At 57.5% G+C, this 17,425-nt stretch carries 17 protein-coding genes; 8 read left to right on the top strand and 9 right to left on the bottom strand.

Annotation, left to right across the window (positions count from 1 at the left end; all coding sequences use genetic code 11):
* Positions 1 to 48 precede the first annotated feature (48 nt).
* Positions 49 to 2,667, top strand: coding sequence for a DNA mismatch repair protein MutS (gene mutS, locus BMY55_RS01460; protein WP_091431917.1), 2,619 nt, complete (start codon positions 49 to 51; stop codon positions 2,665 to 2,667).
* Positions 2,668 to 2,719: 52 nt separating this feature from the next.
* Here mutS and BMY55_RS01455 read toward each other — a convergent pair whose 3' ends face one another.
* Both BMY55_RS01455 and hrcA read right to left on the bottom strand, forming a co-directional pair.
* Positions 2,720 to 3,283, bottom strand: coding sequence for a nucleotide exchange factor GrpE (locus BMY55_RS01455; protein ID WP_091427652.1), 564 nt, complete (start codon positions 3,281 to 3,283; stop codon positions 2,720 to 2,722).
* Between the two features lie 10 nt (positions 3,284 to 3,293).
* Entirely contained in the window at positions 3,294 to 4,358 is a 1,065-nt protein-coding gene (gene hrcA / locus BMY55_RS01450; protein WP_091427650.1) for a heat-inducible transcriptional repressor HrcA, read from the bottom strand.
* Between the two features lie 72 nt (positions 4,359 to 4,430).
* Here hrcA and rph point away from each other — a divergent pair, with 72 nt between their 5' ends.
* From rph to hemW, 3 genes are read left to right on the top strand one after another with little or no spacing between them, the layout of a single operon-like run.
* Positions 4,431 to 5,141, top strand: coding sequence for a ribonuclease PH (gene rph / locus BMY55_RS01445; protein ID WP_091431915.1), 711 nt, complete (start codon positions 4,431 to 4,433; stop codon positions 5,139 to 5,141).
* Entirely contained in the window at positions 5,141 to 5,749 is a 609-nt protein-coding gene (gene rdgB, locus BMY55_RS01440) for an RdgB/HAM1 family non-canonical purine NTP pyrophosphatase (RefSeq protein WP_091427648.1), read from the top strand. Before rph ends, rdgB begins: the two co-directional genes overlap by 1 nt.
* Positions 5,742 to 6,899 carry a radical SAM family heme chaperone HemW gene (gene hemW / locus BMY55_RS01435; RefSeq protein ID WP_091427646.1) on the top strand — a complete coding sequence of 386 codons (1,158 nt, stop codon included), beginning with the start codon at positions 5,742 to 5,744 and terminating at the stop codon, positions 6,897 to 6,899. Before rdgB ends, hemW begins: the two co-directional genes overlap by 8 nt.
* Here hemW and BMY55_RS01430 read toward each other — a convergent pair.
* From BMY55_RS01430 to BMY55_RS01400, 7 genes are all read right to left on the bottom strand, one after another.
* Positions 6,896 to 7,777 carry a ParB/RepB/Spo0J family partition protein gene (locus tag BMY55_RS01430; RefSeq protein ID WP_091427644.1) on the bottom strand — a complete coding sequence of 294 codons (882 nt, stop codon included), beginning with the start codon at positions 7,775 to 7,777 and terminating at the stop codon, positions 6,896 to 6,898. The genes hemW and BMY55_RS01430 overlap by 4 nt on opposite strands.
* A 1-nt stretch (position 7,778) precedes the next feature.
* Positions 7,779 to 8,582, bottom strand: a complete 804-nt coding sequence (locus BMY55_RS01425; protein WP_091427643.1) for a ParA family protein — start codon at positions 8,580 to 8,582, stop codon at positions 7,779 to 7,781.
* Positions 8,575 to 9,195 carry a 16S rRNA (guanine(527)-N(7))-methyltransferase RsmG gene (rsmG, locus tag BMY55_RS01420; protein WP_091427641.1) on the bottom strand — a complete coding sequence of 207 codons (621 nt, stop codon included), beginning with the start codon at positions 9,193 to 9,195 and terminating at the stop codon, positions 8,575 to 8,577. The genes BMY55_RS01425 and rsmG overlap by 8 nt, the downstream gene beginning before the upstream one ends.
* Complete coding sequence (gene mnmG, locus BMY55_RS01415) at positions 9,192 to 11,069, bottom strand: tRNA uridine-5-carboxymethylaminomethyl(34) synthesis enzyme MnmG (protein ID WP_091427640.1); 1,878 nt, start codon at positions 11,067 to 11,069, stop codon at positions 9,192 to 9,194. Before mnmG ends, rsmG begins: the two co-directional genes overlap by 4 nt.
* Before the next feature lie 21 nt (positions 11,070 to 11,090).
* A complete protein-coding gene (gene mnmE, locus BMY55_RS01410) occupies positions 11,091 to 12,380 on the bottom strand; it encodes a tRNA uridine-5-carboxymethylaminomethyl(34) synthesis GTPase MnmE (RefSeq protein ID WP_091427638.1) in 1,290 nt (429 codons plus the stop codon).
* Positions 12,381 to 12,408: 28 nt separating this feature from the next.
* Positions 12,409 to 13,680 (bottom strand): transcription termination factor Rho, encoded by a 1,272-nt coding sequence (gene rho, locus BMY55_RS01405; RefSeq protein ID WP_091427636.1) that lies wholly within the window; start codon positions 13,678 to 13,680, stop codon positions 12,409 to 12,411.
* A gap of 132 nt (positions 13,681 to 13,812) precedes the next feature.
* Positions 13,813 to 14,262, bottom strand: coding sequence for a CopD family protein (locus BMY55_RS01400; protein WP_091431913.1), 450 nt, complete (start codon positions 14,260 to 14,262; stop codon positions 13,813 to 13,815).
* Between the two features lie 396 nt (positions 14,263 to 14,658).
* Here BMY55_RS01400 and BMY55_RS01395 point away from each other — a divergent pair, with 396 nt between their 5' ends.
* The 4 genes from BMY55_RS01395 to dnaQ are packed head-to-tail and all read left to right on the top strand — an operon-like array spanning position 14,659 to position 17,411.
* Positions 14,659 to 15,258, top strand: a complete 600-nt coding sequence (locus tag BMY55_RS01395; protein ID WP_091427635.1) for a Maf family nucleotide pyrophosphatase — start codon at positions 14,659 to 14,661, stop codon at positions 15,256 to 15,258.
* Positions 15,255 to 16,091 carry a shikimate dehydrogenase gene (locus BMY55_RS01390; RefSeq protein WP_091427633.1) on the top strand — a complete coding sequence of 279 codons (837 nt, stop codon included), beginning with the start codon at positions 15,255 to 15,257 and terminating at the stop codon, positions 16,089 to 16,091. Before BMY55_RS01395 ends, BMY55_RS01390 begins: the two co-directional genes overlap by 4 nt.
* Positions 16,088 to 16,687, top strand: coding sequence for a dephospho-CoA kinase (gene coaE / locus BMY55_RS01385; protein ID WP_091427632.1), 600 nt, complete (start codon positions 16,088 to 16,090; stop codon positions 16,685 to 16,687). Before BMY55_RS01390 ends, coaE begins: the two co-directional genes overlap by 4 nt.
* A complete protein-coding gene (dnaQ, locus tag BMY55_RS01380) occupies positions 16,680 to 17,411 on the top strand; it encodes a DNA polymerase III subunit epsilon (protein ID WP_091427630.1) in 732 nt (243 codons plus the stop codon). The genes coaE and dnaQ overlap by 8 nt, the downstream gene beginning before the upstream one ends.
* The last annotated feature ends 14 nt before the right edge of the window (positions 17,412 to 17,425 follow it).

Below are 17,425 nucleotides of genomic sequence, written 5' to 3'. Positions count from 1 at the left end.
GAACACGGGGGACCGAAGGTGAGCGACAAGACGGCCAAAGTGACGCCGATGATGGCGCAATTTCTTGAGATCAAGAATGGCTATCCCGACGCCCTTTTGTTCTATCGCATGGGCGATTTTTACGAACTGTTCTTCGACGACGCCGTTGCCGCCGCCGCCGCACTGGACATCGCCCTGACCAAGCGGGGTAAACATCTGGGTGACGACATCCCGATGTGCGGTGTGCCTGTTCATTCCGCCGAAGGCTATCTGCTGACACTGATCCGCAAAGGGTTTCGGGTCGCCGTTTGCGAACAGATGGAGGACCCCGCCGAAGCCAAGAAGCGCGGATCGAAATCCGTGGTGAGGCGCGACGTCGTTCGGCTGGTCACACCCGGCACCTTGACCGAGGAAAGTCTGCTGGACGCCCGCCGCCACAACTTCCTGGCTGCCTATAACGAAGTGCGCGATGACGCCGCGCTGGCGTGGGTCGATATCTCGACCGGGGCGTTTCGCGTAATGCCATCCAATCGAACGCGGCTGTCCCCCGAACTGGCGCGCTTAGCGCCGCGCGAATTGGTGGTCTGCGACGATCTCAGCGCGGAATTGGGTGAATTAGTCTCTGAGTCCGGCGCAGACGGCACCGATTTAGGACGCGCAGCATTTGACAGCGCCAGCGGGGAAAAGCGCCTGCTGGATCTGTTCAAAGTCGGGTCGCTGGACGCCTTTGGCACATTCTCTCGTGCCGAAATGGGCGCGATGGGTGCCATCGTCGAATACCTCGACATTACCCAGAAAGGGAAGCTGCCGCTGCTGCGCCCGCCGGTGCGCGAAATGGCACATGGCACGATGCAAATCGACGCCGCCACCCGGCGCAATCTGGAGCTGACCCACAGCTTGTCCGGTGGGCGGGACGGGTCGCTGCTGTCCGTGATCGACCGGACCGCGACGGCGGGTGGTGGGCGGTTGCTCGAACGGCGACTGTCCAGCCCCTCTTGCGATCTGGCGGAAATCCGTGCGCGGCTGGATGGCGTGACGTTTTTCAAAGAGGCGTCCCGGTTGACCGAAGATGTCCGGGCTGCGCTGCGCAAAGTGCCCGACATCGACCGCGCCTTGTCGCGCCTTGGTCTGGATCGTGGCGGCCCGCGCGATCTGACAGCCATTCGCAGCGGGATCGCCGCGGCGGAAGACATCGCCACAATGCTTTCTGATCGGGATTTGCCCGACAATCTTTCCGACGCCGCAAGCGCGTTGACCGGGCATGACGCCCTGAAGCATCTGCTGGGTGAGGCGCTGGTTGCCGAGCCGCCCCTTCTGGCCCGCGATGGCGGGTTTATCGCACCGGGCTATGACGCTGATCTGGACGAAGCGCGCCAGCTTCGCGACGAGGGGCGCGGCGTGATCGCCGGTATGCAAGCCCAATATGCGGACCATACCGGCATCAGCAGCCTGAAAATCAAACACAACAACGTGTTGGGTTATTTCATCGAGACAACCGCCACCCACGCGCAGAAGATGCTTGGCGCTCCGCTGTCAGAACACTACATCCACCGCCAGACCACGGCCAATGCGGTGCGGTTTACTACGGTTGCGCTCAGCGATATGGAAACCAAGATTTTGAATGCGGGCAATCGGGCATTGGAGATCGAAAAGCGTCTCTATTCCACCTTGGTTGCGGAAGTTTTGACCCAGGCCGCCGAGATTGCGAACACCGCCCGCGCCTTGGCTGAACTGGATGTGGCCGCAGGTTTTGCAACGCTCGCCCGATCCGAAAACTGGACCGCCCCGACAGTAGATGAAAGTCGCGTTTTCGACGTGCAGGCCGGGCGTCACCCCGTGGTCGAAGCTGCGTTGAAGCGGTCGGGTGATCCATTTGTCGCCAATGATTGTCGTTTGTCCAACGGAGAGCGCGATGCCGATATCTGGCTGCTGACCGGTCCCAACATGGCCGGTAAATCAACCTTTCTGCGGCAGAACGCATTGATCGCCCTGCTGGCGCAAAGCGGCAGTTATGTGCCTGCGAAGTCTGCCCATATCGGCATTGTGTCACAATTGTTCAGCCGCGTGGGGGCGTCGGATGATCTGGCGCGGGGCCGGTCCACCTTCATGGTTGAAATGGTCGAAACCGCTGCGATCTTGAACCAAGCAAACGACCGGGCATTGGTGATCCTGGATGAAATCGGACGCGGCACCGCGACCTATGACGGGTTGTCGATTGCCTGGGCCACACTTGAGCACTTGCACGATGTAAACCAGTGTCGCGCCCTGTTCGCCACGCATTATCACGAAATGACACAGCTTGCCGCCAAGCTGGACGGTGTGGAAAACGCCACGATTGCCGTGAAGGAATGGGAAGGCGACGTCATCTTTCTGCACGAAGTGCACAAAGGCGCGGCGGACCGCTCCTATGGGGTTCAAGTCGCCAAGCTGGCGGGACTGCCCGACAGCGTGATTGCCCGCGCCAACACGGTTCTGGAAGCGCTGGAAAAAGGCGAGCGTGAAGGCACCGGGCAAAAGGCCTTGATAGATGACCTTCCGCTGTTCGCCGCCATGCCCGCCCCGAAGCAGACCGCCGCAAGCGGCCCGTCAGAGATCGAGCAGGCTCTGGCCGATATTCAGCCCGACAGCTTAAGCCCGATCGAGGCGCTGAACCTTCTGTATCAGCTTCGGGAAAAGCTGGAAACCTGACGAAAAACGCCCCAGGTTCGGGGCGTTTCTTCAATTCTGTATTCTGGGTAATTTACTTCGGAGTTGACGAAACGCCCACCTGCGCGGGCCGTAGCAGCCGATCATGCAGCATGAAGCCTTCGCCCATTACCTGAATAATATCGCCGGCCTTGGAACCGGGCGCGGGGGCTTCGAACATCGCCTCGTGCACTTCGGGGTCGAACCTGTCGCCAATCTCGGGCGACAAAAGACGGATCCCGTGCTTCTCGAAGATGTTCAGAAGCGACCGCATTGTCAGTTCGACACCTTCGACCAGCGCTTTCGCACCGTCGCCCGCATCTTCCGCAGCTTCCAGCGCACGTTTCATGTTGTCATAAACCGGCAGCATATCGCGTGCCAGCTTTGACCCGCCGTATTGCTCGGCCTCGCGGCGGTCACGCTCGCCACGTTTGCGCGTGTTTTCGGCATCCGCCAGCGCCCGCATGAACCGATCCTTGAATTCATCCCGTTCGGCGCGCAAGGCGGCCAATTCATCGACCGGCTCTTCCTCGGTCAAATCAATCTCTACTTCCTCGGTCATCAGCTCTTCGATTGCCGTTTCCAAGTTCTCTACTGCGTCGTTCTTTGCGTCAGCCATCTCTTCGCCTTTACCTTCGATCCGAGATCATCTTGCCGATCAATTGCGCGGTGTAATCGACGATGGGCACGATCCGCCCATAGTTCAATCGCGTGGGCCCGATGACCCCGACCGCACCAATGATCTTTCGATCAGCGTTCATATATGGGGAAACCACCAAAGAGGAACCCGAAAGTGAGAAAAGTTTGTTCTCGGACCCAATAAAAATGCGCACACCCTCGCCTTGATCGGCCAATTCAAGGAATTCCGCGATATCACGCTTGCGTTCAAGGTCGTCAAACAGCGTTTTGATCTTCTCAAGATCGGCGGCTTCCGCATCTTCCGCCAACAGATTCGACCGTCCGCGCACGATCAACCGCTCGTAAGGCTGGCCTTCGTTTTCCCACAACGCCGCACCGCTTTCGACCAGATCCTGTGTAAGAACGTCCAGCTCCTGCCGCCGCTTCTTGATCTCACGGGTCACGATGGTTTGAAGTTCTGAAATTGTGCGGCCCTCGGCCAGCGCATTCAGGAAGTTCGCAGCCTCGCGCATCGACGCTGGCGTTTGCCCGGCGGGCGGCGTGAACACACGGTTTTCCACGCGACCATCGGCGAACACAAGAACCACCAAAGCCCGGTCCGCACCCAAAGACACAAACTCGATATGTTTGATCGGCGCTTCGTGCTTCGGGGTCAGCACCAGGCTGGCCCCGGCGGTGATCCCCGACAGCGCAGACCCCACACGATCCATCATCGTGTTGATATTGTTATCTGTTTTACCGACGGTTTCATCTATCTTCTGACGATCCCCCTGATCCAGATTGGAAACCTCCAACAGCCCGTCGACAAACATGCGCAAGCCAAGCTCGGTCGGAATGCGCCCGGCTGAAACATGCGGGCTGTCCAGCAAACCCATAAATTCCAAGTCCTGCATCACATTGCGGATGGTTGCGGCACTGACCTTTTCCGTCAGCGACCGGGTCAGCGTGCGTGACCCCACAGGCGTGCCCGTGCTCAAGTAGCTTTCAACGACACTTCGAAACACCTCGCGCGAGCGGGCGTTCATGTCATTCATCAGTTCATGACGGTCTTCCATACGCAATCGCCTTGCCTTTTCGCCAGAGCCATGGGTATCACGCCTTTGAACATGAAACAAAGGGGGAAGCCCATGCGCCCGTCAGGTCGGAATCTAGATCAAATGCGCCCGATTTCAATTGAGACCGAAGTAACAAAGCATGCAGAGGGGTCTTGTATGATCAAAGTGGGCGACACGCATGTGTTGTGCACCGCCTCGCTTGAAGAACGCGTGCCGCCATTTTTGCGCAATTCCGGCAAGGGTTGGCTGACGGCAGAATATGGGATGTTGCCCCGCTCCACCGGGTCTCGGATGCGCCGCGAGGCTGCGTCGGGCAAGCAAGGCGGGCGCACTGTTGAAATTCAACGCCTGATCGGGCGGTCGCTGCGTGCTGGCATAGACCTTGTGGCGCTTGGTGAACGCCAGATCACCGTGGATTGCGATGTCATTCAAGCCGATGGTGGCACGCGTTGTGCGGCGATCACCGGTGGTTGGGTGGCCCTGCGTCTGGCGGTGAACAAGCTGCTGAAGGCCAAAGACATCACCACCGACCCGCTGATGGATCCAGTGGCCGCCGTGTCGTGTGGTGTCTATGCCGGTCAGCCGGTGCTTGATCTGGATTACCCCGAAGATTCAGAAGCCGGCGTGGATGGCAATTTCGTGTTGTGCGGTCCGAAGCTGATCGAGGTGCAGATGTCCGCCGAAGGATCCACCTTCACGCGCGATCAGATGAACGAACTGATGGATCTTGCCGACAAAGGCGTATCCGAGCTTGTGGCCGCTCAGCTGGAGGCAACGGGCTAATGCGCAAGTTCACGGGCACGGAATTGGTCATCGCGACCCATAACGACGGAAAGTTGCGCGAGATTTCTGCTTTGTTAGAGCCTTTCGGGGTCGCGGTGACGTCTGCGGGCGCTCTTGGCTTGGAAGAACCCGAGGAAACCGAAGACACCTTCGTCGGGAACGCCCGGATCAAGGCGCATTTCGCCGCAAACGCCTCTGGCCTGCCCGCGCTGTCCGATGACAGTGGCATCATGGTGGATGCACTGGACGGCGCGCCTGGCGTTTATACCGCAGATTGGGCCGAAACCCCCAATGGCCGTGATTTCCCGGCGGCAATGGAAAAGACATGGGCGCTGCTGGACGAGAAAAACGCGCCTCACCCACGCAAAGCGCAGTTTTGCTGCACCCTTTGTCTGGCCTGGCCTGATGGACATGACGAGGTCTTCGAAGGCAGGGTTGATGGATCGCTCACTTGGCCCATGCGCGGTGATAAGGGTTTTGGATACGATCCGATCTTCATCCCGGATGGCCATGACATCACGTTCGGCGAAATGGCCCCCGCAAAAAAGCATCAGATGAGTCACCGCGCCGACGCTTTCGCCAAACTGGTGCGGGGCGCCTTTGCTTGAGAATTGGCAGATCGGTGGCTTCGGGCTTTACGTCCACTGGCCCTTCTGCCAATCCAAATGCCCCTATTGCGATTTCAACAGCCACGTCGTCGCATCAATTGACCACGATGCCTGGCTTGAGGCTTATGTCGCAGAAATCGACCGCTATGCATCCGAAACGCCGGATCGTGTGCTCGGCTCGATTTATTTTGGTGGCGGCACCCCAAGCCTGATGGCCCCCGCAACGGTCGGCGCGATTATTGAGCGTGCCGCGCAACACTGGACCTTCGCCAACGACATTGAGATCACGTTGGAAGCCAACCCCGGCTCGATCGAAGCGCAGAATTTCGCAGGTTACAGAGCAGTGGGCGTCAATCGGATCTCCATTGGTATTCAGGCGCTGAACGATCCGGATCTGAAGCGGCTGGGAAGGCTGCATTCGGTCAACGAGGCAAAAAAGGCTCTAACCTTGGCGAAATCGCTGTTTGACCGGGTCAGTTTCGACCTGATCTATGCGCGACAGGATCAGACGCTGTCCGCCTGGCAAGCCGAGCTTGAGGAAGCTCTGGATTACGGCCCCGATCACCTGTCCCTGTATCAACTGACCGTCGAGCCGGGAACAGCTTTTGGCGCGCGATTTGAGGCGGGAAAACTGCGCGGATTGCCCGAAGAAGATCTGGCAACCGACATGTATTTCCTGACGCAATCGCTGTGTGACGCCGCCGGACTGCCCGCCTACGAAGTATCGAACCACGCCAAGCCAGGACAGGAAAGCCAGCACAATCGCATTTACTGGCGATCTGGGGATTGGGTGGGTATCGGTCCCGGTGCGCATGGACGACTGACTTTGGGCGGCGCGCGGTTTGCCACTGAAACGGCGCTGGCCCCGGCAAGATGGTTGTCGGCGGCAACGTCGGGTCAGGGCGAAAGCCAGCGCGCCACCCTGCCCCGCGATGAACAGATCACCGAGTTTTTATTGATGGGGCTTCGCACCACGGAAGGTTTAGACCTTCATCGCCTTGATAGGCAACTCGGCTTCACGTTAGATTCAAACAAGATCAACGAGTTAAGCGATCTTGGCTTGATCCGCGTCAAAGGCCACAGCTTGCTGGCAACCAACAAGGGCCTCCCGGTATTGAATGGTATTCTTCGCGAATTGATTCCCGGCTAGGACGACAGTTTTCCGCACAGCGTATCCAGATCGTCTAGCGAGGCGTAACGCACCGAAACGGTTCCGCTCTCCCCACCTGCTGCGTGATCAATCTGAACGTTCATTCCCAGGGCGGCGGACAAGTCACCCTCAAGCGCACGGGTGTCCGCATCTTTCTCGGCCTTTTGGCGCGGTGGTCTCGATGCGTTTGGCTTCGGTGATTTCGCCAGAGCCTCGGCGGCTCGCACCGACAAACCCTTTGCGATGATCTGGCGTGCCAATTCAACCGGGTTGTCTGCCGTTACCAAGGTGCGTGCATGTCCGGCGCTTAGCTTCCCATCTCTCACAAAATCCTGCACTTCGTCAGGCAGGTTCAGCAACCGCAGCAGGTTCGCGATGTGGCTGCGGCTTTTACCAAGCGCTTCCGAGACTTTTTCTTGCGTATGGCCAAACCGATTCATCAGGTCACGATAGCCCGCGGCCTCTTCAATGGCGTTCAGGTCTGCGCGCTGGATGTTTTCAATGATCGCGACTTCCAACGCCTCGGTATCGCTATATTCTCTAACGATAACAGGTAGTTCGTGAAGTTGCGCCATTTGCGACGCCCGCCAGCGCCGCTCGCCGGCGACGATCTCGTACTCGCCGTCCGCACCAGGCTTGGGGCGGACGATCAAAGGCTGGATCACGCCCTTTTCGCGGATGGATGCGGCCAAATCATTCAGCTGCTCTTCAGTGAACTGACGCCGGGGCTGTTCTGGGTTGGGCGTAATTTTCTCCACCGGCACAACAAGATCGGCGCGCCGCGGGGATTGCGTGCTTGGCGTTTCTTCGGTTGTGACATCGGCCATCAGCGCAGACAGACCGCGACCCAGACCACGTTGTTTTTGGTTCCTGCTCATCTCAGCCTCTTCTGTTGCGTATGGACAGTTCGGATGCCAAATCGCGATAAGCCTGACTGCCCTTCGACATGGGATCATACATCAGAACCGGCAACGCGAAAGACGGCGCTTCGCTGACCCGAACATTGCGCGGGATCATGGTGTCGAACACAAGCTCTCCCAGATTGTCGCGGGCATCTGCCTCTACCTGGCGGGACAGGTTGTTTCGAGTGTCGAACATGGTCAGCACGATCCCCTCGATCCGGAGGTTGGAATTGGCCGTCTGGCGCACCTCACGAATGGTCAGCATCAGTTGTGAAAGACCTTCCAGCGCAAAAAATTCACTTTGCAATGGGATCAGAACGCTGTCTGCGGCCACCAGCGCATTGACCGTCAGAAGGTTGAGCGACGGCGGACAGTCAATCAGGATATAGTCCAGACCCAGCTGGCTTAAACCCGTCGCGCGCACCGCGTCATGTAACAGGTGGCTGCGTTTTTCATTCGACACCAGCTCAATATCCGCCGAGGACAAATCAGTGGTTGCAGGCGCGATAAACAGGTTCTCGACATCGGTCTCTTGCAGGACGTCCGTCAACAGCGCCTCTTCCAGCAATAGGTCATATGTTGTGAGCTTCCGATCCGCGACCTCAACACCTAGTCCAGTTGAGGCATTTCCTTGCGGATCAAGGTCGATCAAAAGCACTTTGCTTCCTGTCTCGGCCAGCGCGGCACCCAGGTTGATTGTGGTCGTTGTTTTGCCCACACCGCCTTTTTGATTTGTGATCGCGATGATCTTCGGGCCATGGCCATTGATAATATCAGGCACGTTCTAGATCTCCGATTTTCAAAACAACGGCGTTCGGGTTGGTCTTGCTGGGATATGTATCAAGTTCAAACTGCCATTTTTCAAGCGCTTCTTCGACCTCAGCGCGGTAATTTTCCCCTTTCAGGAAAACCCCCACCCCGCCCGGCTTCAAGTGCCGATCCGCATAGCCCAAAAGTTCGGCCAGCGACGCCAACGCCCGGGCTGACACCACATCCGCCCCTGATGGCGCAACCGCCTCGATTCGTTCAGAGATTATGGAAGCCTTAACACCGGTTTCGCGCACGACCGTTCGCAGAAACGTGGCCTTGCGCATATCGCTTTCGATGCAGATCGTGTTTCGGTCAGGATCGCGTTCATGGGCCAAAATGGCAACAATCAGCCCCGGAAAACCTCCGCCCGCGCCCATATCGCACCACTTCCCCACTTCTTTCGGCGACAAATCGAATATCTGCGCGGAATCCTGAAAGTGGCGGGTCCACAAGGATGACAGCGTTGACGGGGCGACAAGATTTATCGCGGGATTCCATTTTTCCAGCAGGGCCGCATAGGTCTTCAACCGATCCATTGTTTCACGTGAAACATCAAGCCCCGCAAGCGCGCTCTGATCCGTCATGCCGACCGCTTTCGGCCTGCGCGACGCAATCTGGCCAATATCAAGGTCAGCGCGGCAGGTGTCATCCCCTCGACGCGGCTCGCTTGGGCAAGCGTTCTGGGGCGCGCAAGCGTTAGTTTGCTGGCCAATTCATTCGAAAGCCCTTCGAGGTCCTCATACAGAAAATCATCGGGGATGCGGTGTGCTTCGTCACGCTGCAACGCCTCCACATCGCGTGCCTGACGCTCGATGTAATTCGCATACATGGCGTCCCGCGAAATCTGCGTTTGGATATCATCCGGTATGTCTGCAAGCGATGGGTCCAGTTGCGTGATCATCGCATAATCCACGGTCGGGAATGCCAAAAGCTCGAACGCGGTGCGCTTTGTGCCGTCCTTGCGCACTGTCATTCCCAGTTTTTCAAGATCTTGCGGTGTAAACGCCCGTTCCGTCAGCGCCTCTTTTGCCCGTGAAAGGCCCTTAGCCTTGTTTTCAAAGGCTTTCTGGCGCAGCTCGCCCGCGCAACCAAGTGAAATTGCAAGTGGCGTCAGGCGCTGGTCAGCATTGTCCGCTCGCAATGACAGACGGTATTCTGCCCGCGACGTAAACATGCGGTATGGTTCCGTCACACCACGGGTGATCAGGTCATCGACCATTACGCCCATATACGAGTTCGCGCGCGAAAAGACGACCGGCTCCCGATCCAGGGCGGTCAGCGCCGCATTCAGACCAGCGATCAGACCTTGGGCGGCGGCTTCTTCGTATCCGGTTGTCCCGTTTATTTGTCCCGCCAAATACAAGCCTGGCACATCGCGAAGCCGCAACGTCTCTGTCAAAGATCGTGGGTCGACATAGTCGTATTCAATCGCATAGCCCGGCTGTAATATCTCAGCTTTCTCAAGCCCGATGATTGAGCGGACATAGGCCACCTGCACCTCGACCGGCAAGGATGTGCTGATGCCGTTAGGATAAACGGTGTGATCGTCCAGCCCCTCAGGCTCAAGAAAAATCTGATGCGAATCCTTGTCAGCAAACCGGACGATCTTGTCTTCGATTGAGGGGCAGTATCGTGGGCCTACCCCTTCGATATGGCCGCCATACATCGCGGAGCGTTTTAGATTTTCACGAATTATATCATGGGTTTGGGTATTGGTATGCGTGATTCCACAAGAAATCTGCCGGGCGTCGGGTTTGTTGTTCAAAAATGAAAACACCACCGGGTCGTCGTCCCCCGGTTGGCTGTCCAGAATATCCCAGTTGATGGTGCGCCCGTCCAGCCGTGGCGGCGTCCCGGTCTTGAGTCGCCCGAGCGGCAGGCCAAAACCGTCGATCCGTTCGGCCAGCCTGACCGAAGGTCGATCCCCCATACGGCCACCCTCACTTTGCTGATCCCCTACATGGATGATGCCGCGCAGAAAGGTGCCTGTGGTCAGGATGACCGCGTGCGATCCTAGCGTGCTGCCATCCTGCAAGACCACGCCAGCGACCCGCTGACCATCCATCACCAGATCAGTCGCTTCGCCTTCGATGACCACCAGATTTGGCGTCCTCGAAATCTCGGCCTGCATCGCGGCGCGGTACAGTTTGCGGTCGGCCTGCGCGCGCGGGCCTTGCACTGCTGGCCCTTTACGCCGGTTCAGCAGGCGAAACTGAATGCCCGCCCGGTCGGCGACACGCCCCATCAGCCCGTCCATCGCGTCAATTTCTCGCACCAAATGACCTTTTCCAAGCCCGCCGATGGCGGGATTGCAAGACATGACGCCCAGGTCGCTTTTGCGAAGTGTAATCAATGCGGTGCGCGCACCGAGGCGGGCAGACGCGTGTGCCGCATCTGCGCCTGCGTGACCTCCGCCAACAACGATCACATCGTAATCCAGATGTTTCACGTGAAACACTCCATGTCCAAATTCGCGCCGTTACTTCCCAAGACAAAAGCTTGCAAAGATTTCATCCAACAGATGCTCTACATCGATACGGCCCACCAAACTATCAAGGGCGCGAATGGCGGTGCGAATTTCTTCCGCCGCAAACTCGGCCCGATCTGGACCGTGTCCTAGCTCAATTCGAGCGTCGTCCAAAGCAGCCAGCGCGCGTTCCATTGCAACCCTGTGCCGCGCACGCGTCGCGATACCCGCCCCTTTGACCCGGTCTTCCAACAAATATGCGATTCGGGCAACAAGCTTATCAACGCCCTTGCCGGTCAGGCCAGAGACTGCCAGCTCATTTGAACTCCGCAGATCGGCCTTCCCATACACGACGATATCCTCGGCTCCGGGCGTCAACGGCATGGTCTCATCCATGTCGGATTTCAGAAACACTCGCAGATCGGCGGCTTTCGCGCGCGTAAGCGCCCGTTCGACGCCAATCGCTTCAACAGCATCTTGAGCTTCGCGCAAGCCAGCCGTATCCAGAACCGTCACCGGAAGACCTGCAAGCTCCATTTGAACTTCGATCACGTCACGCGTGGTGCCAGCCACCTCGGAAGTGATTGCGGCGTCCCGTCCGGCAAGCGCATTCAGCAAGGTCGATTTCCCCGCATTTGGCGCACCCACAATCGCGACCTCGAACCCATCGCGGATGCGCTCGGCAATACGGGTGCCGGCGGTCTCGGATCGGAGCGTCGTCAGAACGCCATCCAAAAGCGCCTCGACTTCGGGTGACACATCAACCGGCACATCTTCGTCAGCAAAATCAATCGTCGCTTCCAGTAGCGCCGCTGCCCGGATCAGGTCGCGGCGCCAGGCTTCTGCCAGCCCCCCCAACGCGCCGGACAGGATGTTGAAGGCCTGCCGCCGCTGGGCTTCTGTTTCCGCATCCAGAAGATCGGCGAGACCTTCGACTTGCGCCAGATCCAGACGTTCGTTCTCCAGCGCGCGTCGGGTAAACTCGCCTGGTTCAGCCAGGCGAAGGTCGGGGAAGCTTGACAGTTCATCAAGCACTGCACGCACAACAGCGGTGGAGCCATGAAGCTGAAACTCGACCACAGGCTCGCCCGTGAAGCTGGCCCCATCATCGAAACACAGCACAATAGCTTCGTCCAGAACGCGCCCATCTGCTGTCTTCAGATTGCGCAATCCTGCCTTGCGGATCGCCGGCAGACCGCCCGCCATGCCTTGCGCAGCCAAAAACGCATGTGGCCCGGAAATCCGGACCACGGCGACACCCGATTTACCCCGGGCACTGGCAAGAGAATAGATCGTATCCATAATTAACCCATTGTTTTATAACAATAAGTTACGTGTTCATAGAATCGAAGAACTCACTGTTCGTCTTGGTTTGCTTCAATTTCGAGATCAGGAATTCAATCGCGTCTGTGGTGCCCATCGGGTTCAGAATCCGCCGCAAAACATAGCTTTTCTGCAAATCTTTTGCGTCCACCAACAGCTCTTCTTTCCGGGTGCCGGATTTCAGGATGTCGATGGCCGGATACACGCGCTTGTCGGCGACCTTGCGATCCAGAACAATCTCGGAGTTGCCGGTGCCTTTGAATTCTTCAAAGATCACCTCGTCCATCCGCGAGCCGGTGTCGATCAGCGCGGTGGAGATGATGGTCAGCGATCCACCTTCCTCGATATTCCGGGCCGCACCGAAGAACCGCTTTGGGCGTTGCAGCGCGTTGGCATCCACACCACCGGTCAGAACCTTACCGGACGACGGGACGGTCGTGTTGAATGCACGACCCAGCCGTGTGATCGAATCAAGCAAGATCACCACATCGCGTTTGTGTTCAACCAGCCGCTTCGCCTTCTCGATCACCATTTCAGCAACGGCAACGTGACGGGTTGCGGGTTCGTCAAATGTCGAAGACACGACCTCGCCCTTCACAGACCGTTGCATGTCCGTCACCTCTTCCGGGCGCTCATCAATCAGAAGAACGATCAGATAGCATTCGGGATGGTTGGTCGCGATCGAATGGGCAATGTTTTGCAGCAGCACGGTTTTACCGGTCCGGGGCGGGGCAACAATCAGTGCCCGCTGACCCTTTCCGATCGGGGACACAAGGTCGATGATCCGGGCCGACCGGTCCTTGATGGTGGGATCTTCGATCTCCATCTTCAGACGTTCGTCTGGGTAAAGCGGTGTCAGGTTGTCAAATGCCACCTTGTGTTTGGCCAGTTCGGGGTCTCCGAAATTGATCTTCTCGACCGATGTGATGGCAAAGTAGTTTTCATTTTCGCCCGGTGCCTGAATGATGCCTTCAATCGTATCACCGGTGCGCAGCGAATATTGCCGAATCATATCTGGCGAGACATAGATATCGTCTGGCCCAGACAGATAGTTCGCTTCCGGCGAACGCAGGAAACCAAACCCGTCCTGGACCACCTCCAACACGCCGTCGCCGCCGATGATCCACTCATCATCGGCCAGTTCTTTCAGGATCGAGAACATCATCTCGCCCTTACGCATCGTGGAGGCGTTTTCGATTTCAAGCTCTTCAGCCATATCGACAAGCTCTTTCGGGCTTTTGGCTTTCAGCTCTGCAAGGTTCAGACGGTTATCGGACATGGGAATACTCTGGGATTGCCTCAGGACAGCATGCGCGCGGCAGTGCGGTCAAAGTAGGAATGGGAAACATGCGTGGCCGGACGGCCCGCGTTGAACGTCACATACGGCGGATTGCTATGTGAGTCAACGATCTCAGAACTTCAGAACAACCGAGAAGACGATGACCAGCATCAGAACGGTCGGAAACTCGTTCATCAACCGATAGCGCCGACCGGTCAGCGTGTTGGTCCCGGCGACGAAATCCATTCGCCGCCCGCCAAGCCACATGTGAAACCACGTCATCAGGATAACCGACAGACCCTTGACCCATGGCCAGATCATTGACCAATCGACAATGCCGGGGGTCAACACCAGAAGCAGACCAAACAGCCAGGTGCTTATCATCGACGGGTTCATGATCGCCTTGAGCAGACGACGCTCCATGGTCTGAAACAGGTCATCCGTTTCGTTGCCTGAACCGACGACCTCGGTATGATACACAAACAGGCGTGGCAGATAGAAAAGCCCGGCCATCCATGCAATCACCGACATAATGTGAAGCGATTTCGTCCATGGATAAATATCGGCCAGAAATTCGCCCATTCTTTGCACCCCTGTTTACTTGACCCGGCCCGCCCTTCTTAAATTAATAAAGAAGAAGAAAGAAAGATGATGTTTATGTAGGGGTTGTGAGTAATGGGGATTATTGAGTTGTCCCTGCTTTTATAAACAGGTGGATAACAGGAAATTGGTTTGTGGGAATAACAGTGTAACACATTATTATATCGCGGTAATCTCGATAACACGCTGAGGACAACCGATAGGATAAAAAGATAGGGTGGGCGAAAAACCTCACCTTCGCGAAAACCACTTTCCCCAGTGGAGCAATCCCGAAAACTGTCCTAGGAAAGAGGTGAGTTATCCAGTTGTGTCGTAAGGGACGTGTTATCCGAACTTCCGAACACCGGAACAAACAGAGTTTTTCCACAGGGTTATCACATGGCCACTTCCCTGATCCTGGCATCGGCTTCGGACATTCGGGCGCAATTGCTTCGCAACGCCGAGGTTGAAATCGACGTGCAGCCCGCCCGAATCGACGAAGAAACCATCCGCGCGTCATTGGAAGCAGAGGGCGCAAGCCCACGTGACGTTGCCGACGCGCTGGCCGAATTCAAGGCGCGCAAAATCAGCGAGAAGAATCCGGGTCGTCTGGTTCTTGGATGCGATCAAATTGCCGAACTTGGGGGCGAGGTTCTGTCTAAACCACGGGACGAAGTGGAAGCGAAAGCGCAACTGGCCATGATGTCGGGTCAGACCCATCGCTTGTTGTCAGCAGCCGTTCTGTATCAGGACGGCAAAGCGGTCTGGCGACATGTGGGTGTTGTGCGACTGCGAATGCGAGAGCTGTCGCGCGACTACATTGACAGTTATGTCACCCGCAATTGGAACAGTATTCGCCACGCCGTCGGGGCTTACAAGCTGGAAGAAGAGGGCGTTCGCCTGTTTGCCAAAGTGGATGGCGACTATTTTAATGTTCTGGGTTTGCCGCTGACAGAGCTGCTGTCATACCTGATCTTGCGAGGAGATCTTGAAATATGAGTGAACGACGTATCCCATTGGCTGGCGTGATTGGTGACCCGATTGAGCATTCATTGTCGCCCCGCTTGCATGGGCATTGGCTGCGGACGAATTTGATACCAGGGTTTTATATTCCAATGCGTGTCAGTAACGAAGATTTTGCGCAAGTCATTCGCACGCTTCCAAAGGCGGGGTTTGTCGGTGTGAACGTGACGATACCGCACAAGGAAACGGCGCTGAACATGGCCGATACTGTGACCGATCGTGCCGCGTTGATCGGGGCGGCCAATACACTGATCTTCCGCCCGGACGGAAAGATTTACGCTGATAATACAGACGGTTACGGATTTACCGAAAATTTGCGCCAAGGTGCGCCCGATTGGGCTCCGGAAACGGGCCCGGCAGCCGTGTTTGGCGCCGGTGGCGCTGCCCGTGCCGTTATCGCGTCGCTGATCGAGGTCGGTGTGCCCGAGATCCGTCTGGCCAATCGCACCCGCGCCCGGTCCGACGCACTTCGGGCCGAGTTTGGAAATCGGATCAAGGTGTTCGACTGGTTGCAAGCCGGCAATATGCTCGATGAAGCGACGACGGCTGTGAACACCACGTCACTTGGTATGGTGGGGAAACCCGATTTCCGCGTGCCCTTGGATGGGTTCAACCCCAAAGCTGTGGTCACTGATCTGGTCTATACGCCGCTGCGCACACATTTTCTGGAGGAGGCAGAGAAAGCCGGATGCGCCACCGTAGACGGGCTTGGAATGCTTTTACATCAGGCGGTTCCGGGGTTTGAACGCTGGTTCGGACTACGCCCGGTGGTCGATGATGCGCTGCGCAATGCGGTGCTTGGTCCATGAACGACCCGTTCATCATTGGTCTGACCGGGTCGATTGGCATGGGAAAATCCACAACCGCGGCCATGTTTGCGCAAGAAGGCGTGCCCGTTTGGGATGCCGATGCGGCGGTTCACCGTATCTATGCCCCCGGCGGGGCGGCGGTTGAACCACTGCGCGCGATCTGCCCAGAGGCAATCGTTGCCGGGGCAGTGGACAGGGGTGTGTTGAAAGACTGGATCGGCAGGGATTCAGCGGCACTGAAACGGATCGAAGCCGTGGTCCATCCGCTGGTCGCAGAGGATCGGGCCGACTTCATTGCCAATGCCGAAGCTCCGATTGTGGTGCTTGATATTCCCCTGCTTTTCGAAACCGGCACGGATGCGCAGGTGGACCTTGTCGTTGCTGCCTCGGCTCCAGTTGATGTGCAGCGGGAGCGGGTTCTGGCGCGCAGCACCATGACCGAGGAACAGTTCAAAGCAATCCTTGCAAAACAGATGCCGGATGCTGAAAAACGAAAGCGCGCGGATGTGGTGATCCCGACGGACACACTGGAAGACGCGCGCGCCGCCGTGAAAGCGGTGGTCGCCCAGGTGAAGGAGCGTTTGTCCCATGCGTGAGATTGTGCTGGATACGGAAACCACGGGGTTTGACCCGGATGGCGGCGACCGGATCGTCGAAATCGGGTGTCTTGAGCTTTATAACCACATGCCAACCGGTAAGACCTTTCACCAATATATCAACCCGGAGCGGGACATGCCGGACGAGGCGTTTGGCGTCCACGGGATCGGGCCTGATTTGCTTCTGACCCCCCGCGCGGCGCAGGCGGGCGAGGTGACGTTGAAAGATAAACCGGTATTCAAAACGGTCGGTCAGGCTTTCCTCGATTTCATTGGCGACGCCCGGTTGGTCATCCACAATGCCAGCTTTGACATGAAGTTCCTGAATGCCGAGCTGAAATGGATGGATCTGCCCGCGATCCCATGGGAACAGGCCACCGACACGCTGGTCATCGCGCGCAAGAAGTTTCCTGGTGCGCCGGCGTCGCTGGATGCGCTGTGTCGCCGGTTCGGCATCGACAATTCATCCCGAACCCTGCACGGCGCGCTGTTGGACAGTGAAATTCTGGCCGAGGTGTATCTGGAACTGATCGGCGGTCGGCAGCCTGATCTTGTGCTGGCCCCTGATCAGGATGCCTCGGCAGGGCCGGGCGCCGCTGGCGCATGGCGCGCGACACAACGCCCGACGCCCCTATCATCAAAGATTACAAAAGAAGAAGCCGTCGCCCATGATGCTTTCGTGGAAAAGCTGGGCGACGGCGCTGTCTGGAAAACCTATCGCTAGGTTAGATGGTCCGG

The sequence above is a fragment of the Aliiroseovarius sediminilitoris genome (assembly GCF_900109955.1).
In the GTDB taxonomy this organism is placed as follows: domain Bacteria; phylum Pseudomonadota; class Alphaproteobacteria; order Rhodobacterales; family Rhodobacteraceae; genus Aliiroseovarius; species Aliiroseovarius sediminilitoris.
The sequence above is the reverse complement of the archived record's forward strand: the minus strand, read 5'-3'. Positions and strand labels throughout refer to the sequence as shown.